At 64.7% G+C, this 21,847-nt stretch carries 14 protein-coding genes; all 14 read right to left on the minus strand.

All coding sequences use genetic code 11. The features are described from left to right. Positions 1-485: 485 nt before the first annotated feature. The 14 genes from IDH44_RS02605 to ppc all read right to left on the minus strand — a co-directional run bounded on the left by IDH44_RS02605 (position 486) and on the right by ppc (position 21,696). Positions 486-1,688: a M20/M25/M40 family metallo-hydrolase gene (locus IDH44_RS02605; RefSeq protein WP_190914394.1), complete on the minus strand. Its 1,203-nt coding sequence runs from the start codon at positions 1,686-1,688 to the stop codon at positions 486-488. 77 nt (positions 1,689-1,765) lie between these two features. Then, a complete protein-coding gene (locus IDH44_RS02610; RefSeq protein WP_190914396.1) occupies positions 1,766-2,911 on the minus strand; it encodes an alanine racemase in 1,146 nt (381 codons plus the stop codon). 59 nt (positions 2,912-2,970) lie between these two features. Beyond that, a complete protein-coding gene (locus tag IDH44_RS02615) occupies positions 2,971-6,273 on the minus strand; it encodes a beta-galactosidase (RefSeq protein ID WP_190914398.1) in 3,303 nt (1,100 codons plus the stop codon). 87 nt (positions 6,274-6,360) lie between these two features. Beyond that, a complete protein-coding gene (locus IDH44_RS02620; protein WP_223869321.1) occupies positions 6,361-7,146 on the minus strand; it encodes a carbohydrate ABC transporter permease in 786 nt (261 codons plus the stop codon). A 145-nt stretch (positions 7,147-7,291) separates the two neighbouring features. Next, positions 7,292-8,167: a carbohydrate ABC transporter permease gene (locus tag IDH44_RS02625; RefSeq protein WP_190914402.1), complete on the minus strand. Its 876-nt coding sequence runs from the start codon at positions 8,165-8,167 to the stop codon at positions 7,292-7,294. A 61-nt stretch (positions 8,168-8,228) separates the two neighbouring features. Next, the gene (locus IDH44_RS02630; protein WP_190914404.1) at positions 8,229-9,572 is read right to left on the minus strand and encodes an extracellular solute-binding protein; all 1,344 of its coding nucleotides are present in this window, start codon (positions 9,570-9,572) and stop codon (positions 8,229-8,231) included. Between the two features lie 118 nt (positions 9,573-9,690). Continuing rightward, positions 9,691-11,214, minus strand: coding sequence for a response regulator transcription factor (locus IDH44_RS02635; RefSeq protein ID WP_190914406.1), 1,524 nt, complete (start codon positions 11,212-11,214; stop codon positions 9,691-9,693). Beyond that, positions 11,211-13,016, minus strand: coding sequence for a cache domain-containing sensor histidine kinase (locus IDH44_RS02640; RefSeq protein WP_223869305.1), 1,806 nt, complete (start codon positions 13,014-13,016; stop codon positions 11,211-11,213). Before IDH44_RS02640 ends, IDH44_RS02635 begins: the two co-directional genes overlap by 4 nt. A 285-nt stretch (positions 13,017-13,301) precedes the next feature. Beyond that, the gene (gene glmM / locus IDH44_RS02645; RefSeq protein WP_190914408.1) at positions 13,302-14,642 is read right to left on the minus strand and encodes a phosphoglucosamine mutase; all 1,341 of its coding nucleotides are present in this window, start codon (positions 14,640-14,642) and stop codon (positions 13,302-13,304) included. Positions 14,643-14,695: 53 nt separating this feature from the next. Beyond that, positions 14,696-16,480 (minus strand): CdaR family protein, encoded by a 1,785-nt coding sequence (locus IDH44_RS02650; protein WP_190914410.1) that lies wholly within the window; start codon positions 16,478-16,480, stop codon positions 14,696-14,698. After that, positions 16,473-17,306 (minus strand): diadenylate cyclase CdaA, encoded by an 834-nt coding sequence (cdaA, locus tag IDH44_RS02655; protein ID WP_190914412.1) that lies wholly within the window; start codon positions 17,304-17,306, stop codon positions 16,473-16,475. The genes IDH44_RS02650 and cdaA overlap by 8 nt, the downstream gene beginning before the upstream one ends. A 133-nt stretch (positions 17,307-17,439) precedes the next feature. Further along, entirely contained in the window at positions 17,440-18,087 is a 648-nt protein-coding gene (locus IDH44_RS02660; RefSeq protein WP_190914414.1) for an anti-sigma factor family protein, read from the minus strand. A gap of 120 nt (positions 18,088-18,207) precedes the next feature. Beyond that, positions 18,208-18,774, minus strand: a complete 567-nt coding sequence (gene sigW, locus IDH44_RS02665) for an RNA polymerase sigma factor SigW (RefSeq protein ID WP_190914416.1) — start codon at positions 18,772-18,774, stop codon at positions 18,208-18,210. A 114-nt stretch (positions 18,775-18,888) separates the two neighbouring features. Then, positions 18,889-21,696 carry a phosphoenolpyruvate carboxylase gene (ppc, locus tag IDH44_RS02670; RefSeq protein WP_190914418.1) on the minus strand — a complete coding sequence of 936 codons (2,808 nt, stop codon included), beginning with the start codon at positions 21,694-21,696 and terminating at the stop codon, positions 18,889-18,891. Positions 21,697-21,847 lie beyond the last annotated feature (151 nt).

A 21,847-nucleotide genomic window follows, 5' to 3' on the forward strand; every position in this document is an offset into this window, starting at 1 on the left:
ATCAAGTCGATTAATCATTTACCCTGTACCGTATTCCGCCGCAACGATTGTGCGCCCGGTCGCCCGAACGTTTTGCATTGCGGCTTGCGGTCGAATACCCAACCGGGAGGTCCCCGCCGAAATTTCGAACACCTCCACCTCGTCAGCTTGCGGCAGGCGGTCTTGCTCCTTCGTCCCATCCTGCTTCTGTGCAAGCTCTGGCGCTTGTCATGCTAATGGCCAACCTCGATCCTCGCTTTCGCTTCTCGAATAAAAGATACTTCCTATCATATGCAATTCCGGCCCCGGATGCAACCATGTCGAACCATGTCGGCCCTTCTACGCTTACCCGAACCCGTCCGATGCGAAACGCCAATGCATCCCCCGCTTGCCCTCGCCGGTTGTCTCCATCCATAGCCAGCGCGCCATCTCTTGGCCAGCGGCCATGCAGCAGCCAACGGCGGTCTCATTCCGATTCCCCTAAGACCGCCAGTTGTCATGCTGCGCTATACAGCTCCCGGCTCGGTCAGGATCAGCCGGATCAGAATATCTGCGGCGACCGCGACCTCCTCCAGCTCGACCCACTCATCCTCGGTATGCGCCTGAGCGATCCGCCCCGGGCCGAACACGACCGACGGCACGCCGACGCGGGCGAGCTTGCTCGCATCGCTGCCGTAGGCCGCGCCGCGCACCAGCCCCGCCGCACCGTGCCATAGCGCAGCGGCGCGCAGGTCGCGCACGACCGCCGCATCCTGCGGCGCCGCCATCGCGTAATCGATCAGGAACGGCGGATGGACTGTCAAGCGCAGGCCGGACACCTCGCCCGCTAACCGGTGCAGCCGCTCCGCCAGGGCGGCATAGGCCTGCTGCGGCTCCTCGCCCGGCACGGTGCGCCGGTCGATCGTAATGAGGCACGACTCCGGCACCGTATTGGGCGCGATGCCGCCCTCGATCATGCTGATGCAATGCGTCGGCGGGCCGACGAACGGATGACGCAGCGCCGGGTAGACATCGCGCGCCCAAGCGCGCAGGCAGTCGATGACGACCGCCATCCCCTCGATCGCATTGACCGCGGCCTCCGGCTCGGAGCTGTGCCCCGCCGTGCCGTGCGTCTCCACGCGGAAGCGTACGCAGCCCTTGTGCGCGGCGATCAGCTCGAGCCCGGTCGGCTCGCCCACGACTGCGCCGCTGCAGGGCAGCTCGCCGGCCGCCACCTGCGCCGCCAGCGCCGAGACGCCGGTATAGTTCACTTCCTCGTCGACTACGGCCGCCAGCCGCACCGCGCGCGGCGGCGTCCATCCGCTGTGCGCCACCGTCTCCAGCGCGACCAGCATCGCGGCCAGCGACGCCTTCGTATCGCAGGCGCCACGGCCGTACAGGCGGCCATTCGCAATCGACGCGCCATGCGGATCAATCGTCATGCCCCCGGTCTGTACCGTATCCATGTGCGCCTCCAGCAGCAACGCCGCCGGGTCCAGGCCCGGCAACAGCCCGATTACGTTGTCCCGCCCTGCGGCGACGCGCTGCCGCGCGCTGGCCAGACCCGCCTTCCGCAGGAAGCGGTCCACATAATCGGCGAGATCCGCCTCGCCGGTGCCGCCTGGCAGCGCCGGGTTGACGCTCGGAATGCGCACCAGCTCTTGCAGCACCTCCGTCACACGCGCGCGCGCGGCGCGTGGTAGATCTCGGTTCGCGGTGTTCCCCTGCATGTCTGCTCGCTCCCTTCTCCCGATTGGTCTCGCGCCCTGTGTCATGCTCCCTCTACCCTCTACCAGGGCCGGGTCTGCTAATAATTGCAGCCGCGCGCCTCGACTGCGATGCGCTCCGTCACTCGGCCGCCGCGCACGCCGGGCAGGGCGTCGTACAGATTCGGAATGACGCAGGAATGGTTCGGAATGATCAGCAGCCGATCTCCGACAGTCAGCCGCCCTTCCTGCGGATCGTACACGATGAAGCCGTGCTCTTCGTTCAGCCCCTCGATGCGCAGGTCCGGCCGCCCGACGACGATGCCGTGGCCGGCGCGGTTGTGCGCCTTGTCGCTGGTCAGTGTCTTGGTGCCGGCGTCGATCGTCGCCCGTCCCGGACACGGCGTGCTGACGACCGTCGCCAGCACGCGCAGCGCGCAGTCCGCCTCCGCGGCCAGCCCAAGTGCGACGCCGCTGGCGTCGAAGTACAGGTAATTGCCGGCCCGCACCTCGGTGACGCCTTGCAAGTGCTCGCAGTACAGCGCCGACGGCGTCGAGCCGCTGCTGACGATGCCGGTGTCAATACCGTGCTCGCGCAGCAGCGCCACCGAGGCGGCGAGCTGACGCGCTTCCTCCTGCACCGCTGCGATGAAGCCCGCGGGCGATGTATTGCGATAGATCGTGCCGGCGTAGTTCATCACGCCGCGAATCTGCAATCCGGGCAGCTCCATCGCCTCCAGCGCGAAGCGCAGCGTATCCTCGCCCGGCTGGCGGCCGCCGCGGTGAAGGCCGCCGTCGATCTCGATCAGCGCCTGCACCGGTCGTCCCGCCGCCACGCCGACATCGGACAGGCCCCGCGCGCCCGTCAGGCTGTCGATCGTCGTCAGCAGCTCGCCCCCGCCCGCATGCAGCGCCGCGAAGCGCCGCAGCTGCGGCGCGCCAATGATCGGATAGGCAATCAGCAGCTCGCGGATGCCCGCCGCGGCGAACACCTCCGCCTCCGCCAGCTTGGCCACCGAGATGCCGATCGCGCCCGCCTCCAGTTGCTTGCGCGCCCAGGTCACCGACTTGCTCGTCTTGATATGCGGACGATGCCGGATCCCCGCCCGGCGCAGCCGCTCCGCCATGCGCGCAATATTGCGCTCGGCGATCTCCAGCTCGATCAGCGCTTGCGGCGTCGGCAGATCCGCATAGCCGTCCAGTACAGGCGGCGCGGCTGCCGCGCCGCTCACTTCGTGATGCTCCATCCGTTCCCCGCTCCTTTCCCTGATGCTCTATAGACCGTCTTCGCAGCCGGACCGGCGCTTCATGTCGCTTCGCCCGGCGCCTGCACCTGCTCCGCCGCACGCGCCTCAATGTCCAGCTCGCGATACGACGCGATCACCTCGCCCGCCTCGTCGGTCGCGAACAGTACGCACCGTCCGCGCGGCAGCGTGAAGACATAGCGCCGCCCCACTGCCGGGTGCCCGACCTCGATCCGCGCATCATGCGCATACTCCGAGACGAACGTGTACAGCTGGCCGCCGCGCAGCAAGAGCTGACTGCCGTACACACCGGGCAGCTCGCCGCCGCTGTGCCAGACCATCGTCCGCGTCACGCCGGCCTGCCGGATCGCGTAGTCGTACACCGCCGCGATTGTCGCCGTGCGCTCGCTCAGCTCGATCGGCAGCGGACAGTGCAGCAGCGTCCCCGCTCCGAGCGGCCAGGCGCGCAGCTCGGCCTCCGCTTCCGCGGCGCCGCTCCTCTGCCCGACATCGACCATCTGTCCATCACCGTCCGTCCCCCATGCGCCGTCTGTCCGGACGGCCGCGTCCGCCTCGCCGGACGCGGCAAGGTATGCGTCCTTGCTCGCCTCGCCGATCCGCTTGCGGGCGTAGGAGACCGGATGACGCCGACCCTCCAGCAGCAGCGTCTCCTCGCGCAGCACGTTGACGACGCGCCGCTCTCCGGTCAGCTCGGCCAGCCGCGCACGCGACCGCCAGTAGGCGTCCAGGCCGAGCGGACCGGTCACGAGCAGCGTCCCGCCGTGCTCGCGCACATGCCGCAGCAGCGCCTCCAGCGCCGCGTCGCCGAAGTTGTGCGGGCTCGGCACGACGATCAGCCTCGGCGGCTGCTCCGCCAGCGCCTCCAGGTGATACTCGCCGAATGCGCGAAACGGCTGCTTCAGCTCATAGCCGAGCACCCGCGCCGCCGCCGTCGTGGCGTCGAAGGCAAGCGAGCGGCTGGAGAAGTCGTTGCTGTACGGATAGACGACCGCGATCTCCTCCAGCGCGCGATCCGCGAAGAGCGGCGCGATCTGCGCCATGAAGGCGCCGAAGTCGTAGGAGACGTCCGCCTCCGGCTTCTCCGTGCCGTCCGCCCGCAGCGCTCCGATATTCGATTCGTTGACGTTGTTCATGTAATAGTTCGTATTCCAGATCCACTGCACCGCGCCGGCGCCTCCGGTGGCGAAGGCATAGGCGTACTTGCGCTCCAGGATGTCGCGCAGCTCGCCCTCCGTCCGCTTGGCGCGGCCGTCCGGCGTCTCCAGATACATGATGCCCGTCTCCTGGACGAGGCACGGCTTGTCCGGCGCCTTGGCGAACACACTGTCCCATACGAGCTGATCGTTGAGCCACCAGGTATGCACCGTCGTATAGTCGACCGCCTCGGCGTACCACAGCGGCGACGGGCGCGGGCCGCGGCCGAGCGCCTCGTCCTGGCCGACCGTGACGAGCCGGTCCGGCGCCAGCTTGCGAATCAGCGCCCCGAGCTCCGCCGCCCAGCGATTGTGCATCGCCATCGTGAACAGCGTGTAGTCGAGCCAGCGGTTGTGCTTGCGCGGCAGCCGCATATTCTCGATGTCGAAGCTGATCTCCTCGCGCTCCGGCGGCCGCGCCGCCGCGAAGGACGGCAGCTCGTCCGCCGTCATCATCCAGCTCGCGCGCAGCGCCTCGATGCTGCCGTGACGCTCGCGCAGCCACTGCGCATACGCCTCCAGCTCGCCCGCGTCATGCAGCGGACGCGGCCCGGTGAAGATGCGCTGCGGATCGAACAGCGACGGCTCGTTGATCAGATCCCAGTGCACATGCGTGGAGGCCGCGTGCCGCGACACAATTGCCGCAATGAAGCGCTTCTGCGCCTCGACGCTGCGCCGATCAAGATACGGATTGGCGCCCTCCCACGCCTCCGGCGTGAACGCGAAGAAGGTGAACGTCACCTCCAGCTCCAGGCTGGCCGCCGTCAGCAGGAAGGCGTCGATCGCGCGCATGGCCTCCTCGGAGGCGTGGCCGTCCGTGAACATCACCTGCCGCCACGCCGTCCACAGCCCGGTGCGGATCAGATTGATGCCCGCGCCCTTCATCGTTCGCATATCGCGCTCCCAGAGCGGCGCATTGGGCAGGAAGACGAACTTGCGCGAGACGTCCGAGGTCATGTACGTCATGCCGACGATCGGCAGCGGCTGCCCGTCCCGGTGGAAATAGTCGCGGCCGCGGGCAAGCGGCGCCCCGCGCCGCAGCCGCGCCGCGTCGAACCCCCACCAGCCCTGGCGGTAGACGCGGCGCTCGCCGCCGGGCGCGGCCGCAGTGCAGACCAGCCGGTATAGCCCCGGCTCGATGTCCAGCGGCACCGGCACGGCGCACAGGCTCAGCTCGGCCTCCGCCGCCAGCTCCAGCTCGTGCGTCCACAGCGCTCCCTCCGTACCGTCCTTGTACACCTCGAGCCGGCAATGCACCGTCTCCGGTACCGCTGCGCGCGGCAGCCGCGCGCGCGGAATGCGCTGCGCCTGCAGCTGCAGCGTCGCCCGCTCGCCGGGCAGATAGCTGGCATAGCCCGGCTTCACCCACAGCTCGAGCACGCCGCGCGCACAGCAGGCTGCCCAGTCTGCGAGCGCCTCGACGCCCTGCGCGCACCAGAAGCGCGGCCCTAGCGTCTGGGTGACGAGCAGCCAGCGCCCGCCGGCGCAGTCGCCCTTCGTATTGTCCAGCAGCACGGCGGGCGCAGCCACCTCGCGGCCGTCTGCGGAGATGCCGTAGAGCAGCGGCTGAATCTGCATATCCATCGGCCCGTTGGCCCCGCTCTCGGCCGGAATATCGCGCGCATGCGTCGCATGCAGCACGAGCCCGCGCGCCGGGGCGATCGGCAGCAGCGCCTCCAGCCCCGTCAGCAGCGGGATGTCCGCGTTCGCGCGGAGACGCGCGATCGGCGCCGGATCGACCGCCAGCGCCTCGTGAATGCCGAGCCGCTGATGGTAAGCCGTCGTCTCGTCCTGCGGCGTCCAGCCGTCAGCGGTCCGTGCCACCGGGATGCGATACGGCGCGCCGCCCGCATGCACGAGCCCGCCGCCCGCCTGGAGATACGTCAGCAGCGCCGGCCACGCTTCGAGCGGGAAGTACGGCCCGTGCAGCTGCACGAGACAGTGCGGCTCGCCTGACTGCAGCGCCTCCGTCAGCGCCCTCGCCAGCGCGTCCGCGTCGACGATGCGCATCCGCTCGCCCAATCGCGCCAGTGCCGCCTCATCGGGACGGGTGCCGGCATACGGGAATGCCGGGTCGTAGAATGCAATCGGGCCCGTCGCCGGGCCCGCTGTCGGGATGGAATTCGTGTGTGCAGTCGATCTCGTCGTCATAGATGCAGCTTCCTTCCGTACTCCTGCCATATTCTGTTCCTGTCGTGCCCTATCAATTGCCTGTCGCATGCCTGCGACCATCCTCGCCTACCCCTTGACCGCGCCTGCCACCATGCCCTTCATGATCTGCTCCTGGAAGATCAGGAAGATCACGATCGTCGGCACGACCGAGATCGCCATCGCCGCCATCGTCAAGGCGTAGTCGGTGCCGAAACCGTCGGAGAAGATCGCCAGGCTGAGCGGGATCGTCTTGAGCGACGGCTCATTGATGAAGACGAGCGCGAACGCGAAGTCGTTCCAGTAGCGCAGGAACGCCAGGATCGCCACGGTCGAGATCGCCGGCAGCGTGAGCGGAAAGATCATGCGGACGAAGATGCCCCAGTAGCCGGAGCCGTCGATGATTGCCGCCTCTTCGATCTCCTTCGGGATGGCGGACATATAGGCCGCCATGATGAAGATCGCCAGCGGCAGCTCGAACGACGTATAGGGCAGGATCAGCGCCCAGTACGTATTGAGGATGCCGGCCTGGTTCATCATGATGAACAGCGGCACGAGCGTGCTGTGAATCGGGATCAGCATGCCGAGCAGGAAGACCCCCGAGAGCAGCGTCCGCCCCTTGAAGCGGAAGCGCGACAGCACGAACGCCGTCAGCGCGCCGAGCAGCACCGTCAGCACGATCGCAGAGCCTGTAACGATCGTCGAATTCAGCGTGGCCCGCCCCATATCCGACAGCGCCCAGGCGCGCGTGATGTTCTCGATCACCCACGTGTCAGGCAGCGCAAACGGCTTCTCAAAAAAATTCTGATTCGTCTTGAACGCACTCTGGAAAAGCCAGATGAGCGGGTACAGCGTGGCCAGCGCATAGAGCAGCATGGCCGTATTGGTCAGCGTCACGCCGGGCCGCGGCCATCTGCGACGCGGCGCCGGCTGCAGCCGGGCCGCCGTTGTCGATTCGGGCATAAGCGCCTTCCTCCCCTGTCATGAATTCCGGCGAAGCGGCCGGCCGTGCCGGCCCCTTCTACGACTCCTTGCCCCGCATCAGCACCTGGCTGACGCCGATCATCAGCATGCTGATGATCACGATCAGCGTCGACACCGCCGAACCGTAGCCGTACCGGTAGATGTTGAACGTGTTGTTGTACATGTACGTTGCCAGCAGCTCAGTCGACTGCGCCGGACCGCCGCCGGTCATGACGAATACCTGGTCGAACGCCTTGAGGCTGCCCGCGATGCACAGGACGATGACGACCTTGATCATATTCCAGATCATCGGCAGCGTCACGAGCAACAGCTTCTTGCGCCCGATCGCACCGTCGATCAGGCAAGCGTCGTCGATCTCGGACGGGATATTCTGGATCGCCGCCACGAACATGATCAGGTACGGACCGATGAAGTTCCAGATGATCGGCACCGCCACCGCGTACATGTTCACATCCGGATCGGAGAGCCAGCCGCGCGTCCAGTTGTCCAGACCGACCGCCTCCAGCACGAAGTTGACCAGGCCGAACTGCGGATGGTAGATATAACCCCAGATCAGACCGACGACGACCGTCGAGAGCACCATCGGCATGAAGACGGCACTGCGGACGAAGCGGTGAAACAGCGAATTTTTGTTCAGCAGGATCGCCAGCACGAGCGCGATCGGCACTTGGCCGAAGATCGAGGCGGCGACGATGATCAGGTTGTTTTTGAGCGCCCGCCAGAAGACCGGATCCTGCAGCGCCTCCGCGTAGTTTTGCAGCCCGATGCCCTTCGTCGCGCCGACACCCGACCATTCGAAGAAGCCGTAGTAGGCCGACCAGAAGACCGGCACGATGACGAAGAAGCAATAGAGCAGCAGGGAAGGGAGCAGCGCCAGCGCGACGAATCTCCCGGATCGCATTGAAGTAATCATGGCAGTCTCCCCCTGTTGCAGGTGATGGTAGTGTAGTCAGAGAGCGGGGGCTGTGCCCCGCTCAGTTGCCGACCGCTTCGGCTTGCGCGTTCTGAATCTTCTGTGCGACAGTCTCCGGATCGCCGCCGAGCATCAGCTCCTGCAGGCCGTTGTTGACCGCCTCCGTGCCGGCCGACGACAGATATGCGTCGTAGATCGGCGTGAAGCCGACGCTCGTGACGAGCTCGTACGTCTTGTTGAACAGCGGCGTCACCTTGGCCGGATCGACCTCGACCTGATAGTTGACCAGCGTATTGCTCTGTGCGATCTGCTGCTGCGCTTCCGGCCCGCTGATCGTATAGATCAGGTCCAGCGCGGCCTCGCGCTGCGCGCCGGTGACGTCCTTGTTCATCGCGAAGCCCTGGCCGGTCGAGGCCGTGATCGTATTCGGATCGCCCGCGCCGCCCGGGATCGCCGGGAATACGGTGACGCCGACCTGCTCGAGCGCCTCCTCCGAGGCCGTCGCCGCCAGATTGGTGAGCGTCCACGTGCCGCCCAGCGTCATCGCCGCGTTGCCCTGGATGAAGTATTGCTCCGCCTGGGTGTTGTCGATGCTGTTCGCCCCATCCTGGAAGGCCTCCGCGTCAGCCAATTGCTTGAAGTAGCCCAGCGCTTCGACGAACTGCGGATCGGTGAAGGCGGCGCCGTCCTGCTCGACCGCGCTCAGGAACCACTCCGAGCCGGTGACACGGTCGGCCAGCGTGCCGATGATGGTCGACTGCGCGACCCAGGCGGCCTTGTTGCCCATCGAGATCGGCGTGATGCCGTTCGCGTTGAACGTCTCGATTGCCGTCATCAGCTCGTCCCAGGTAGTCGGCACCTTCACGTCGTATTGCTCGAACAGCGAATGGTTGTAATACATGATCGAGGAGGGCGACAGATTGACCGGCGCCGCATAGATCTCCCCGTCGAACGTATGCCCTTCAAAGGCGCCCGGGAGGAAGCCATCGCGCCACTCGGGGTATTGCTCCAGCAGATCGCCGATCGGCTGCAGCAGGTCGCCGTTGTAGAATTCCGCGATCATACTGCCGGGATTGCTGAGGAACAGGTCGGGCATTTCGTTGGCCGCCGCCACCGTCTTGAGCCGTTGCTTGTAGCCGTCCGGCGGAATCGCCTGCACGTCTACCTTGACCTCGGGATGTGCGGCGACGTATTGCTCGATCAGGCCGCGCATCGTCTGCGCCCGCAGATCGTCGCCGGAGAAATTGTGCCAGATCGACAGCTCGACCTTGGGCTCGTCTGCCGGGGCGGACCCGGTGTCCGCGCTTCCTCCGCCGTTGTTGCCGTTGCCGCTGCCGCACGCCGACAGCAGTACCAGTGCAGCGAGCGCCGATGCGCTCAAGACCCATGCTTTTTTGAATTTCATTGGTGTGCCTCCTCGCAAGTTGTATCTGACTTCTTCAGTGTAAGGGAGGCGGCGCTGCGGGATAAGGGGGGGGAGTTCAGGAGTAGGGGGGGCGAAGTTCAGGAGTCAAGGCGGGGGGCTATCCTGCTCCGCCGCCTGCGCTGCGGTAATCCGTGGGCGTCTGCCCGGTGTGCCGCTTGAACAGCTGCGTGAAATGCTTCACGTCCTGATAGCCGACGCGCCGCGCCACCTCGGCGATCTTGGCCGGCGTCTCGAGCAGCAGCGCCATTGCGCGCGTGATGCGCTCCTTGGTCACGAACAGGCTGTAATTCTGCCCGGTCTCGCGCTTGAACAGCTCGCTCAGATAGTGGGGATGGACGTGTACATGCTCGGACACCTCCTGCAGCGAGATCGGCTCCTGCAGGTGCTCGCGGATGTAGCGGGCCGCCGATTGCACATAGGAGCTCTGCCCCTGAGTAAGCGCCAGGTACGCCTCCTGCACGGCCAGCAGCCGCATCGTCAGCCAGGAGCCGGTGACAACGCCGGGCTGCTCGGCATGCGACGGCTGCTCGCTCGGCGACGGCTCGCCCGCCCCGAGCGCGGCGGCCGTCCGGTCGAGCCAGCGCTGCGCCGCGACATAGAGCGAATGCAAGCGCGAGCTCAGCGAGGCGGGCGTCGCCTCCGGGTCGCCGCGCAATGCGGCATACCGCGCTTCCACCCATGCGCCGAGCGCCTCCGCATTGCCCTGCTTCAGCACCGCGATCAGCGCATTCTCTTCGTCGATCGAGCACACGGTGCGGATGCCGGAGCGGCGGCTGACCTCGTCATAAGCGACATAGTCGGTATCCTCCAACAAGTCCCTGTACCGCAGCGCAGCCGTCGCCCGTTCGAAGGAGGTCTTCAGCCCCTCGAGACCGTATTCCTCGCTGCCCGCCGCACAGCACAGCCGGGCCTCGCTACGCTGCGCAAGCTCGCGGAGCGCAGCCCGCACCCGCGCCGACAGTTCGCCCGCGCCGGCACGCGCGGGGCGGACGACCACAATCGCATGCCCCTTCCACAGCGCTGACGGGCCGCCGAGCCGACGCGTCAAGACACTGCAGCTCTCCTGGGGCGGGCAGGCTTCGGCATCGTCCGCGGCGACGAGCAGCACCTGCATCGGTTCGCCCGCGGCCTCGGCCTCGGCCAGCTCGGGATAGCGACTGCGCAGTTGCTCGGAGAGCCGCCCTCCGGGCAGATCGTCGGCGAGCAGCCAGCGCTCCAGCAGTTGGCTGTCCTGACGTTCGCGGCGCCGCTCCAGGAGCCGCTCGCGAATACGCAGCGCCGTCCGGAGGATATCGTCGCGGCGGCTTTTTTTGAGCAGATAATCGCTGACGCCCTCCTTGATCGCCTGCTGGGCGTATTCGAAGTCGCTGTAGCCGGAGAGCACGACGATCTCCGTCTCCGGATAAGCCGTCTTCACCTCGCGGGCCAGCTCCAGCCCGCTGCGCCCGTTCATGCGGATATCGGTGAAGATCAGATCCGGCCGCTCCTGCGGAATGCGCGCCCATGCCTCCTCCGCCGACACCGCCGGACGGAGCAGCTCGAAGCCATGCGCCTCCCAGTCGATCGCCCGGCTCATCCCTTCGCGAATGATCATCTCGTCGTCGACGATCAGCAGCTTCATGCGCCTTCCCCCCTTCGTTGGTCTGCTGTGGGAATTGCGAAGGACACCCGCGTCCCTCGCCCCGCCTCGCTCTCGATGGACAAGCCCGCTTCCGGGCCGTAATGCAACTGCAAGCGCGTATTGACATTACGCAGGCCGTAGCTGCCGCGCCGTCCGGGCACATACGGCTGCAGCGCGCCCGGCTCGTGCGGCGCGATGTCCGCACGCAGCCGCTTCAGCGTCTCGCCATCCATACCGACGCCGTCATCTTCGACCGCATAGTGCAGCGACGCGCCGCTGAGCCGCACCGCCACTGTGATCCGGCCCGGCCGTTCGCGCTTCAGGATACCGTGCAGCATCGCATTCTCGATCAGCGGCTGCAGCAGCAGCTTCAGCATCGCATGTGGCCGCGCCGCTTCCTGGGCGCGAATCCGCACGTCGAACTGATCCGGGTAGCGGATGCTCTGGATGCTGACATAGCTGCGCACATGCTCGATCTCCTGCTCCACGAGACACATCTCCTCGCCGCTGTTAAGACTGAACTGCAGGAAATCGCTCAGCGAACCGACCATCTCCGCGATTCGTTCGTCGCGGTCGAGCAACGCCAGCCAGTGGATCGAGGACAGCGTATTGTACAGGAAATGCGGATTGATCTGTGCCTGCAGCGCCTGCAAGTCAGCCTCCTTCTTCAAGGCCTCGCCTTGCTTCACCTCGTCGGTCAGCCGCTCGATGCGCTGGGTCAGCCTGTTGTAATTGACGATGACCTGTCCCACCTCGTCAATCGCCGCCACCGGCAGCATCGGAATCGGCTCGTCCGGACTGGCGCGCTTGAGGAAGCGCACCAGCGCGGTCAGCGGCCGCGTCACGCGCTGGATGAGGAACAGCACGAGCCCGACCGAGAGCAGCACCGCCATGCATACTGCTACCGCCGTCAGCGTCAGGACATAGCGGTTCTGCGCGCTGTATTCCTCGAACGGAATGACGCCGACGAGCGTCCAGCCGACGCGATCGACCTGCTGATACAGGATCGTGCTGCGCTCGCGCTCTCCGCCTGGTTCGCGCTCCCGGGCATGCGTGAAGGCGCCCCGTTGCCCCGGCATCGCCTGCATCCCCGGGAACGCCTCGCGCAGCGGCCGGTACAGCAGGTCGTCGGACGGTCCGGCCATGACCCGCCCCTCGCCGTCAAGCAGCAGCACATAGCCGCCATTCTCCAGTTCAGAGCGCAGCAGCAGCTCCTCCAGCGTCTCCTGATTGAGACTGATCGTCAGCTTGCCGACGCGCCGAAAGGTATCGATCGTACTGCCGATCGGCCGAACCAGCGAGATGACGCGCTTCACGCCGCCGGTCGTGCGGTCCTCGTACAGCGACGACCACCACTTCGCGTGTGTGGCATAGTAGTCCGGCTGTGTATCGCTGATGTCGCGTTTGCCGGTATCGAGAATCGCCGTCTGCGCGATCGACGGCTTGCCGTTGTCCGCATCGATGACAATGTTGGCAATGTATTTTTTGCTGAACGCCAGATTCGTCAGGAAGCCGACGATCGCCGTCTGCGGCACGAGCTCGTCCTCCGAGACAAGATAACGCTGAATCTCGTCGTTGCCGATCAGGAACACCGACATATTCTCGATGTCCTCGATCATCAGCCCCATCTGAATCTCCAGCTGACGCAGCGTGTTGAGCCCGGACTGCTTGGCCTTCTCTTCGCTGATCCCCGAGGCCGTCCGATATGCGAAAAAGCCCAGCGCCAGCAGCGGAATGAGCGTGGAAATGACGATCATGACCGACAGCTTGTGCTTGAGCGACGTTCTCCATCCGAAATTCAAGCGGCACCCCACCCTATAGATGTCCGTAAACTTCTCATCGCGATGCCGATCAGAGCGGAACCTTATGATTTATGTAACCTACCATAACGCCGCTTGTTTGATATCGTCAAGTGTAAATTAAGGCCGTGAATCGATGAGCATGATGCCAGTAATGATTGATGCGGTTCCTTTGTCGCTGTATGACATGCAAAAAAGCAGTCGTATCGCCCCAATTCCGCATGTTCCGGAGTTTTGACGAATACAACTGCATCTTTACCGTAGTTAGCCTGCTTCTGACTGCGGCCGCTAGCTCAGCTCGGCCTTCACCACATCGACAATGCGCGTCACATGGCCCTCCAGCTCGCCCTTGTCCGGCCCTTCGGCCATGACGCGAATGAGCGACTCCGTGCCCGACGGACGGACCAGCACGCGCCCGTTGTCGCCGAGCGCCCGCTCGACCTCGGCCACGATGCCCAAGATTGCGGCGTTGTCCATGTAGCGGCTCTTGTCGCCGACGCGGACATTGACGAGCACCTGCGGGAACTTGCGCATCAGCGCCCTGGCCTCGCTCAGCTTGCGTCCGGAGGCGACGAGCGTGCTCACCAGCTGCAGGCCGGTGAGGATGCCGTCGCCGGTCGTATTGTGATCCAGGAAGATGACATGCCCCGACTGCTCGCCGCCCAGATTGTAGCCGCCGCGCCGCATCTCCTCCATCACATAGCGGTCGCCGACCGCTGTGCGGGCGGTCTGCAGGCCGAGCTGCTCGGTCGCCTTGAAGAAGCCGATATTGCTCATCACCGTCGTCACGACGGTATCCGCATGCAGCGTGCCGGCCCGCTTCATCGCGTCGCCGCAGATGCACAGGATGAAGTCGCCGTCGACCTCCTCGCCCTGCTCGTCGACGGCGATCAGCCGGTCGGCGTCGCCGTCGAACGACAGCCCGAGGTCCGCGCCTTCGGCCACGACCGTCTGGCGCAGCAGCTCCGGATGCGTCGAGCCGACGCCGTCGTTGATATTCAGGCCGTCTGGCGCAGCGCCGATCGTCACGACCTCCGCTCCGAGCTCGCGGAAGACGGCGGGCGCCAGCGCATAGGCCGCGCCATGCGCGCAGTCCAGCACGATTTTGAGCCCGTCGAAGCGGCTCTGGATTGTCGTCTTGAGGAAGTCGGTATACAGCGAACCGGCATCCTCCCGCAGCGTCACCGTGCCCAGCCCGGCGCCGGCCGGACGCGGCAGCTCGTCGAGCGCCGCATCCATCAGCGCTTCGATCTTGAGCTCGGTCTCATCCGACAGCTTGAAGCCGTCGCCGCCGAAAAACTTGATGCCGTTGTCCTCCACCGGATTGTGCGAGGCCGAGATCATCACGCCCGCGTCGGCCTTCAAGTGGCGCGTCAAATACGCCACCGCCGGCGTCGAGACGACCCCCAGATTGATGACGCTTGCACCGATCGACAGCAGGCCGGCGATCAGCGCCGCCTCCAGCATCGGGCCCGAGATACGGGTATCCCGCCCGATAATGACCTTCGGACACGTTGCCTTTCCTGCCAGTATGTATCCGCCGCAACGGCCAATTTTGTACGCCAGCTCCGGCGTAAGTTCCCGATTCGCGACCCCGCGGACGCCATCGGTTCCAAAATATTTTCCCATGTCCAAGCTTCTCCTTTGCCATCCCAATAATTATCCCTCACATCATGTACGCCTCACACCATGCGGCTGCCGCCGTTCTTCACGGCAGGACTGCCCGAAGGCGCTGCGCCATTCTGCGTGTCCGCGTCGCCTGGATTCGCGGCGTCCGCTTCCGTATCATGCCCAGCCGGGTCAAGGTCAATCGCTTCGTCCTCATCCGCTGCCTGCTCGTGCTGCTGCGCGGGATCGCGCTCGGCCTGTGTCGTGCCGCCGGCCGATTCCCCCGTGACATCGCCGCTCCCCGTCTCTCCGGCGCCGGATCCCTCCGGTTCGCCCGTTCCCCCGGGGTCTTCTTCGCCATCGGGACCGTCCGCTTCCTCGTCGGCCCCGTCATTCTCCCCCGAGCCAGTGGAGCCGTCGGTGTTGCCTGCGATCGGCTGCTCCTCGTCATCCGGATCGGCGCCGCCCGCGCCATCCTCCGCGGCGTCGCCATCCGCGCCTGCGTCTGGATCCGTCCCGTCTGTGCCGGGATCTGCGCCGGCGTCGCCAGCCGGCTCCTGTTCGTCGTCAGCGGGCGGCGAGCTCGTCTCCCCGCCCGCTCCCTGCTCCGGGTCCGTGCCGGACGCCTCCGCCCCGTCGCGGATCACCACCGTCGCCGTGTATTCGTCGCTTCCGACAAGTGTGACATACCGCGGCAGCGTCACCTCGACCGGCACCTCGTGCTCGCCGGGCGAGAGCCCGTTGAGGTCGATCGCCAGCCCGATCTGCTCCGCCGACAGCGCCGCCAGCACACTCGGCGCGCCGCGCACCTCGATATCGAATGTGCCGTCCGCCGGCGTGACGAAGCTCGCCTCCAGACCGCCGGACAAGCCGTTGGTCGCGATCGGCACCTGCGGCAGCATGCGATTCTCATAGGGCGCGACCTCGATGCGCACCCGCAGCTCGCGCGGCGACACTGCCGCCAGCCCTTCCATCGGCTCCAGCTCCAGCGTCACGGTCTCCGACTCGCTCACCGACGAGAGGTTCACGACCGCGTTGTCATAGCTCTCATATTTGTCCAGCTCCGCCTGCGGACCGTAGACGGTCACCTCCGAGACCAGCGGCTCGATATTAACCAGACTGAGCCCGGCGTCCAGCGCACCCGAGGTGCCGATCGCGAGCGGCAGCTTTTTGGCCGGACGAATGATCGGCACGTCGACCGCCACCGTCTCCGGCTCCACGACGGCGTCCGGAATCTCCTCGCCCGACTTGTCGTAGACGATGAGGCGGACGCGGCCCTCGCTGACCATCGCTTCGCGGCCGTCGACATCGATCGTCGCGCCGACGCGGCCTACCTCCTCGAGCAGGTCCTCCGGCAGCGTCACCTCCACCTCGCCCGAGGGCTCGACGATCGGATCGCCCACCGTATAATCATATGCCGGATTGCCCATCGTTACGATATCGACGGGGAACGAGGCGGTCCGAATCGGCACGAGCTGCACGGTCACGCGGTTGGGCGACAGCTCCAACAGCTGCAGACGGCGCGGCAGCTCGTAATTGAGCTGCAGCACATGCTCGCCCTGCGGCACCCCGGAGAGATCGACCGTCACCTTGTAATCGTCGGCCGCCGCCGAGATGATATCCGAGCGGTTGCCCTGCACCTTCATGCGGACGACGCTCGGCTCCAGCAGACGCAGATCGTAGCTCTCGTCGAGATTGATCGGAATGACGGGCACCGCCTCGAGCTCCTTCGTATCGGTGAGCGAGGCGACCGTATTGGGCGAGGAATCCGAATCCATATGGACGACCGCCCACATCAGCAGCGCGAGCAGCACCGAGATGACTTTCAGCGCGGTCGGGTGACTGAGCCACTTATCCATTGCGATCCTCCTTCCGCCGCCAGAACCAGACCCGCGAGCGCGCGCGATCTGCGGTCGACTTGGGCTGGAGCTCGTCGAAGAGCTTCGAGATCAGCGATTCTTCCTTGATGTCGCGCACGACCATGCCGCCGATCGCCAGCGACACCTGCCCCGTCTCCTCGGAGACGATGACCGACACCGCATCGGCGACCTCGCTGATGCCGATGGCCGCGCGATGTCGCGTGCCGAGCTCCTTGCTGATGAACGGATTCTCCGAGAGCGGCAGATAGCAGCCGGCCGCCATGATCTGGCCGCCGCGCATGATCACCGCCCCGTCGTGAAGCGCCGTATTGGGCGCGAAGATCGTCGTCAGCAGCTGCGAGCTGATCTGCGACTCCATGCGCGTGCCCGATTCGATATACTCGTTGAGCCCGGTCTCGCGCTCGAAGACGATCAGGGCGCCGATCCGTCGCGCGGCCATGTAGTTGACCGCCTTGATCAGCTCGCCGATGCGCTCGTGGATGTCCCGGTCCAGCTCGGTCGAACGTCCGAACAGCTTGCCGCGGCCGAGCTGCTCCAGCGCCCGGCGCAGCTCCGGCTGGAACAGGATGAGCACGGTGATGACCCCGAAGGTGAACATCTGATTCATGAGCCACTTCAGCGTGTACAGGTCGAACCACGTACTGACCGCCCAGGTCGCCACGAGCACGAAGATCCCCTTGAGCAGTTGGACCGCGCGCGTTCCGCGTACGAGCACGAAGAGCTTGTATATAATAAAACTGACGATTGCCACATCAATCAGATCTTTAACCCACATGTTCCAGGTCATATCGGCAAAGTAGTTCATTGCGCCAACCCCCATCGGCCGTATAAACATTATTATTTTCGAGATTGAAGCGCCCAAACCCTTTTTTTCTCTTTATTATAAAACGAAGCGGTCGCCAAAGTAAAAAAACCTCCCTTGCCAGGGAGGCCGCTGTTTAGTTGGCGAAGCCGCTGACGGTCTGTGTCACTTTGTACCAGAGCCAATCAAGGGCCTGGTTGATTTCGCGGTTCTGACCGATGATTTTGGCCGTGGAAGCCAACTGCGTGGAGCCGTCGATGACGATCAGGTCTCCCGCCACCTCGCCCTGAATATCGGCTTTGCCGTTCTCCACGGTCAAATTGCCGTTGACCTGCACGCCTTCCGGCACGATGACGGTATCCCCCTCGATGACCACATGCTGCAGATCGGTGCCGCTGACGACCAGCTCCGTATCTTGTCCCCACATGGAGAAGAAGCTTGTCATCATCAGGAGCACAAAAACGGCAGCCACGGTAATCGCCGGGTGATTGCGAAACATACGGGTCCAGCTCCGCTTCCGACTGGGCGTAGGGAGCGCGCCCATGATGCGCTCGGACAGCCGGTCGGAACCCGCCTCATGCGTCGCTGCGCCTGCGGCAATCGGAAGGGTGCTGGTATCGGACAACGCGCTCATGGCGAAGGCCTCTGTCCGCTTCAGCTGTTCAAACCGCAATTTGCAAGCTTCGCAGCTTTGCAAATGCGTCTTCAGCTCCGCCGTTTGCACAGCGGGCAACTCGTCGTCCAAATAATCGTGCATATAAAGAATGGCGACGTTGCATTTCATAGCAGCCCAACCCTTTCTGCAAAATTGCACGGCAAGCCGTCGTGTTTCTCTTTACGATACGTGGCAAATCCGAAGATGTTTCAAAAATTATTTTTTGACGCCAGATTCGGCATAGACGCCCTAAAGCACCCGCTCCAGTTTTTTGCGCAAAAAGTCGCGTCCCCGGTGCAGCCTCGTCTTGACCGTCGTCACCGGCATGTCCAGCACCTCGCCCACCTCCTGCAGCGACAGCTCGTGCAAATAGCGCAGCACCATCACCGACTTGTACTTGGGCGGGAGCGTCGCCATCGCCTGATGCACCGTGCGCTGCGTCTCCGAGAGGAGCGCCTCGCTCTCGGGGGTGCGGTCGTCGCTGGGCAGCATCGAATACCCGTCCAGCCCCTCGTGCTCCGAAGACTCGGCGTCCAGCGAATAGCCCGGCCTTCGCTTGCGCAGCCGGTCGATGCTCAGATTGGTCGCGATGCGATAGATCCAGGTCGAGAATTTCATGGACTGGTCGTAGCGCTCGAGATTTTTGTGCACCCGAAGGAAGGTGTCCTGCACGACATCCTCGGCTTCCTGGCGATTGCCCAGCATCCGGTAGGCCATATGGTACAGCTTGTCCTGATAAAGACCGACGATCTCGGCGAACGCCTGCTGGTCGCCTTTTAGCGCCATGCGCGCCAAGCGCGCTTCGATAGATATCACTGCATCTTCCTCCAAATTGTCGCGCTGCGGGGAGAGGGGCCGGACGGGCGCCTGCCCTGTCCGGCCCCTCTCGGGATCAGGCCGCGAAGCTCCGCGGCCAGGTCGATTGTGCGATCAGCCCGTATTGCGCAGCCCGGCGGCAATGCCGTTGATCGTCAGCAGCACCTCGCGCAGCAGCTCGGCGTCGTCGGCCTCGCTCGCGCGCAGCTCCCGCAGCTCCGTGAGCAGCTGGACCTGCATGTAGCTGAGCGGATCGACGTACGGATTGCGCAGCCGGATCGATTCTTGAATGACCGGTACGTTGTCCAGAATCTCCTGCTGTCCGGTAATGCTCAGGATCATCTCCGAGGTCCGCTTGTATTCGGCCTCGATCTGACCGAAGATACGGTCGCGAATCGCGTCGTCCTTGATCATCGAGGCGTACTCGCGCGCGATCTGCAGATCGGCCTTGGCCAGCGCCATCTGCAGATTGTCGATCAGCGAGCGGAAGAACGGGAACGACTCATACATCTCCTGCAGCTGCGCCAGGCGCTCTGCGCTGCCGTCCACGTACTGCTGCAGCGCGCTGCCCGAAGCGTACCAGGCCGGCAGCAGATAGCGGCTCTGCGTCCAGGAGAATACCCACGGAATCGCGCGCAGGTCCTCGAAGCGGTCGCTGTTTTTGCGCTTGGACGGACGCGACCCGATATTGAGCTCGCCGATCTCGCCGAGCGGCGTCGATTCCTTGAAGAAGGTGAGGAAGTCCGAGTCCCGGAAAATCAGGTCCTGGTACTTCTCGAGCGCCGTCTCCGAAATCTGCTTCGCGATCGCGTCCCACTGCGCCTCCGACTCCGGCGGCGCGCTCGGGAAGCGGGCCAGCCGCGCTGCGGTGATGAGCGCCCATGTCGCCTGCTCCAAGCTGCGATAGGCAATGCCCTGTATGGCATAGCGCGAGGACAGCACCTCGCCCTGCTCGGTGATCTTGATGCCGCCGCCGATCGTGTGCGGCGGTTGCGCCAGGATGCTGCGGTTCAGCGGCATGCCGCCCCGGCCGAGCGCCCCGCCCCGGCCATGGAAGAACTTCAGCTTCACCTGATGCGCGGCGGCCGCGGCGGTGATGTCCTTGAGCGCCACCCGCAGCTCCCAGTTCGCCGTGACGGCGCCGCCGTCCTTGTTGCTGTCGGAGTAGCCGAGCATGATCTCGTGCAGATTGCCCATCGCCTCGACCGCGCCGCGATAGATCGGCAGCTCCAGCAGCGTCGTCATGATCTCCGGCGCGGCATGCAGATCGTCGATCGTCTCGAATAGTGGCACCGATTGCAGCGTGCAGGTGATCGCCCCGTCCGGCTCCTGGCGGAACAGGCCGACCTCCTTGGCCAGCACCATGACCTCCAGCAGATCGCTCGCGCCCTGGGTCATGCTGATCAGATAGGTGGAGATGCAGCCCTGGCCGAATTCCTGCTGCGCCCGGTAGATCGTCTGATACACGTCCAGGCATTCGCGCGTGCCGTCCGAGTAGGCGAGATGGCTCGACGTCAGCGGACGCGGGTCCTGGAGCAGCTTGTGCAGCAGCTCGATCTTTTCGTCCTCGGACAGTGCGCCGTAATTGTCGACGATGTTCATCTTGGCCAGAATCTCGCCCATCGCGTTCTCATGCTCCTGGCTGTGCTGACGCACGTCGAGCGAAGCGAGGTGGAAGCCGAACAGCTCCACCTGGCGGATCATCTTGCGAATATAGCGATCCGCTACGTAGTCCGCGAAGTGGTGGCGCAGGCTGCGGTCGATCGTGTGCAGATCGGAGACCAGCTCATCCGGACGATTGTAGCGCCGATCCGAGCCCTTGAGCGATTCGTCGCGCGCGTTGCGAAGCTTCTCGAGCATGAAGGAGAGCTTGATGCGGTACGGCTCCTTCTCGTTGCGCCACAGCTCGCCCTTGGTGAGCCGGTCGATGCGCTCGCGGTCGGTCCGGATCGATTGCTGCAGCTCATCGGTTACTTCAATAATATTGGTGCTGAAGCTGAGCAGATCCATCAGCTGCTTGAGCGTGCGCTCGTACTTGTCCAGCACGAGCTGGCGCTGCAGCGTCAGCGTCTCCCAGGTGACCTTGGCGGTGACGGACGGATTGCCGTCGCGGTCGCCGCCGATCCACGAGCCGAAGCGCAGATACGTCGGCACGTGCCAGTCTTCCTCGGGATAGTGCTTGTCCAGGCAGCGCTCGAGCTCCTCGTAGACGCTCGGCAGCACCTCGAAGAGCGTCTCGTCGAAGTAGTACATGCCGTTGCGCACCTCGTCGATGACGGTCGGCTTGCGGTCGCGCAGCTCGTCGGTCTGCCACAGCGTCAGCACCTCGTTGAGCAGCCGCTCCCGCAGCTTCTCTCGCTCGCGATGCGTCAGCGTCGGATTGTCCAGCTCCATGACCTCGCTCGCCATGCGCTGATGGATGTCCATCACCGCGCGGCGCGTCGCCTCGGTCGGATGCGCGGTCATCACCAGCTCCAGCGAGATCTCCGCCAGCAGCTCGCGGACGACCTCGACGCCGATGCCCTGCTCCTTGAGCTCTTGCACCGCGCTCTCGATCGAGCCCGGCTGCACGCTCTCGCCGGCGGAGCGCTCGTAGTCGCGCTTGCGGCGGATCCGGTGATTCTGCTCGGCGATATTGACGAGCTGGAAATAAATCGCGAAAGCGCGGATCACCTGATGACGGATCTCCGGGCTCAGCGAGTCAATGGTGCGTTTGAACTCCTCATACAGCTCGGGCACGTACTCCGCCCGCAGCGTTTTGCTCATTTCGCGAATGCGCTCGACAATGTCCAGCAGCTCTTCGCCGCCTTGATGGACGAGCACCTCGCCCAGAATATTTCCCAAGAAGCGAACGTCCCGGCGCAGCAGGTTGCTGGTTTGGGGACGGCTCGCAGTTGCAGCCGATGTACTTTGTTCAGACATACATTTCCTCCTGTTTTGCATCGTTTGCACGGACGCGGAATCACTTTTATTATCATACTACAAAACATCACACGGTTGAAGTCCTTTCATAAAAGCCTTCCAATCCGGCTGTTCCAAGCCCTTCAACTCGTAATACTATATATTTCATATT

The sequence above is a fragment of the Paenibacillus sabuli genome (assembly GCF_014705605.1).
Taxonomy (GTDB): Bacteria; Bacillota; Bacilli; order Paenibacillales; family Paenibacillaceae; genus Paenibacillus_D; species Paenibacillus_D sabuli.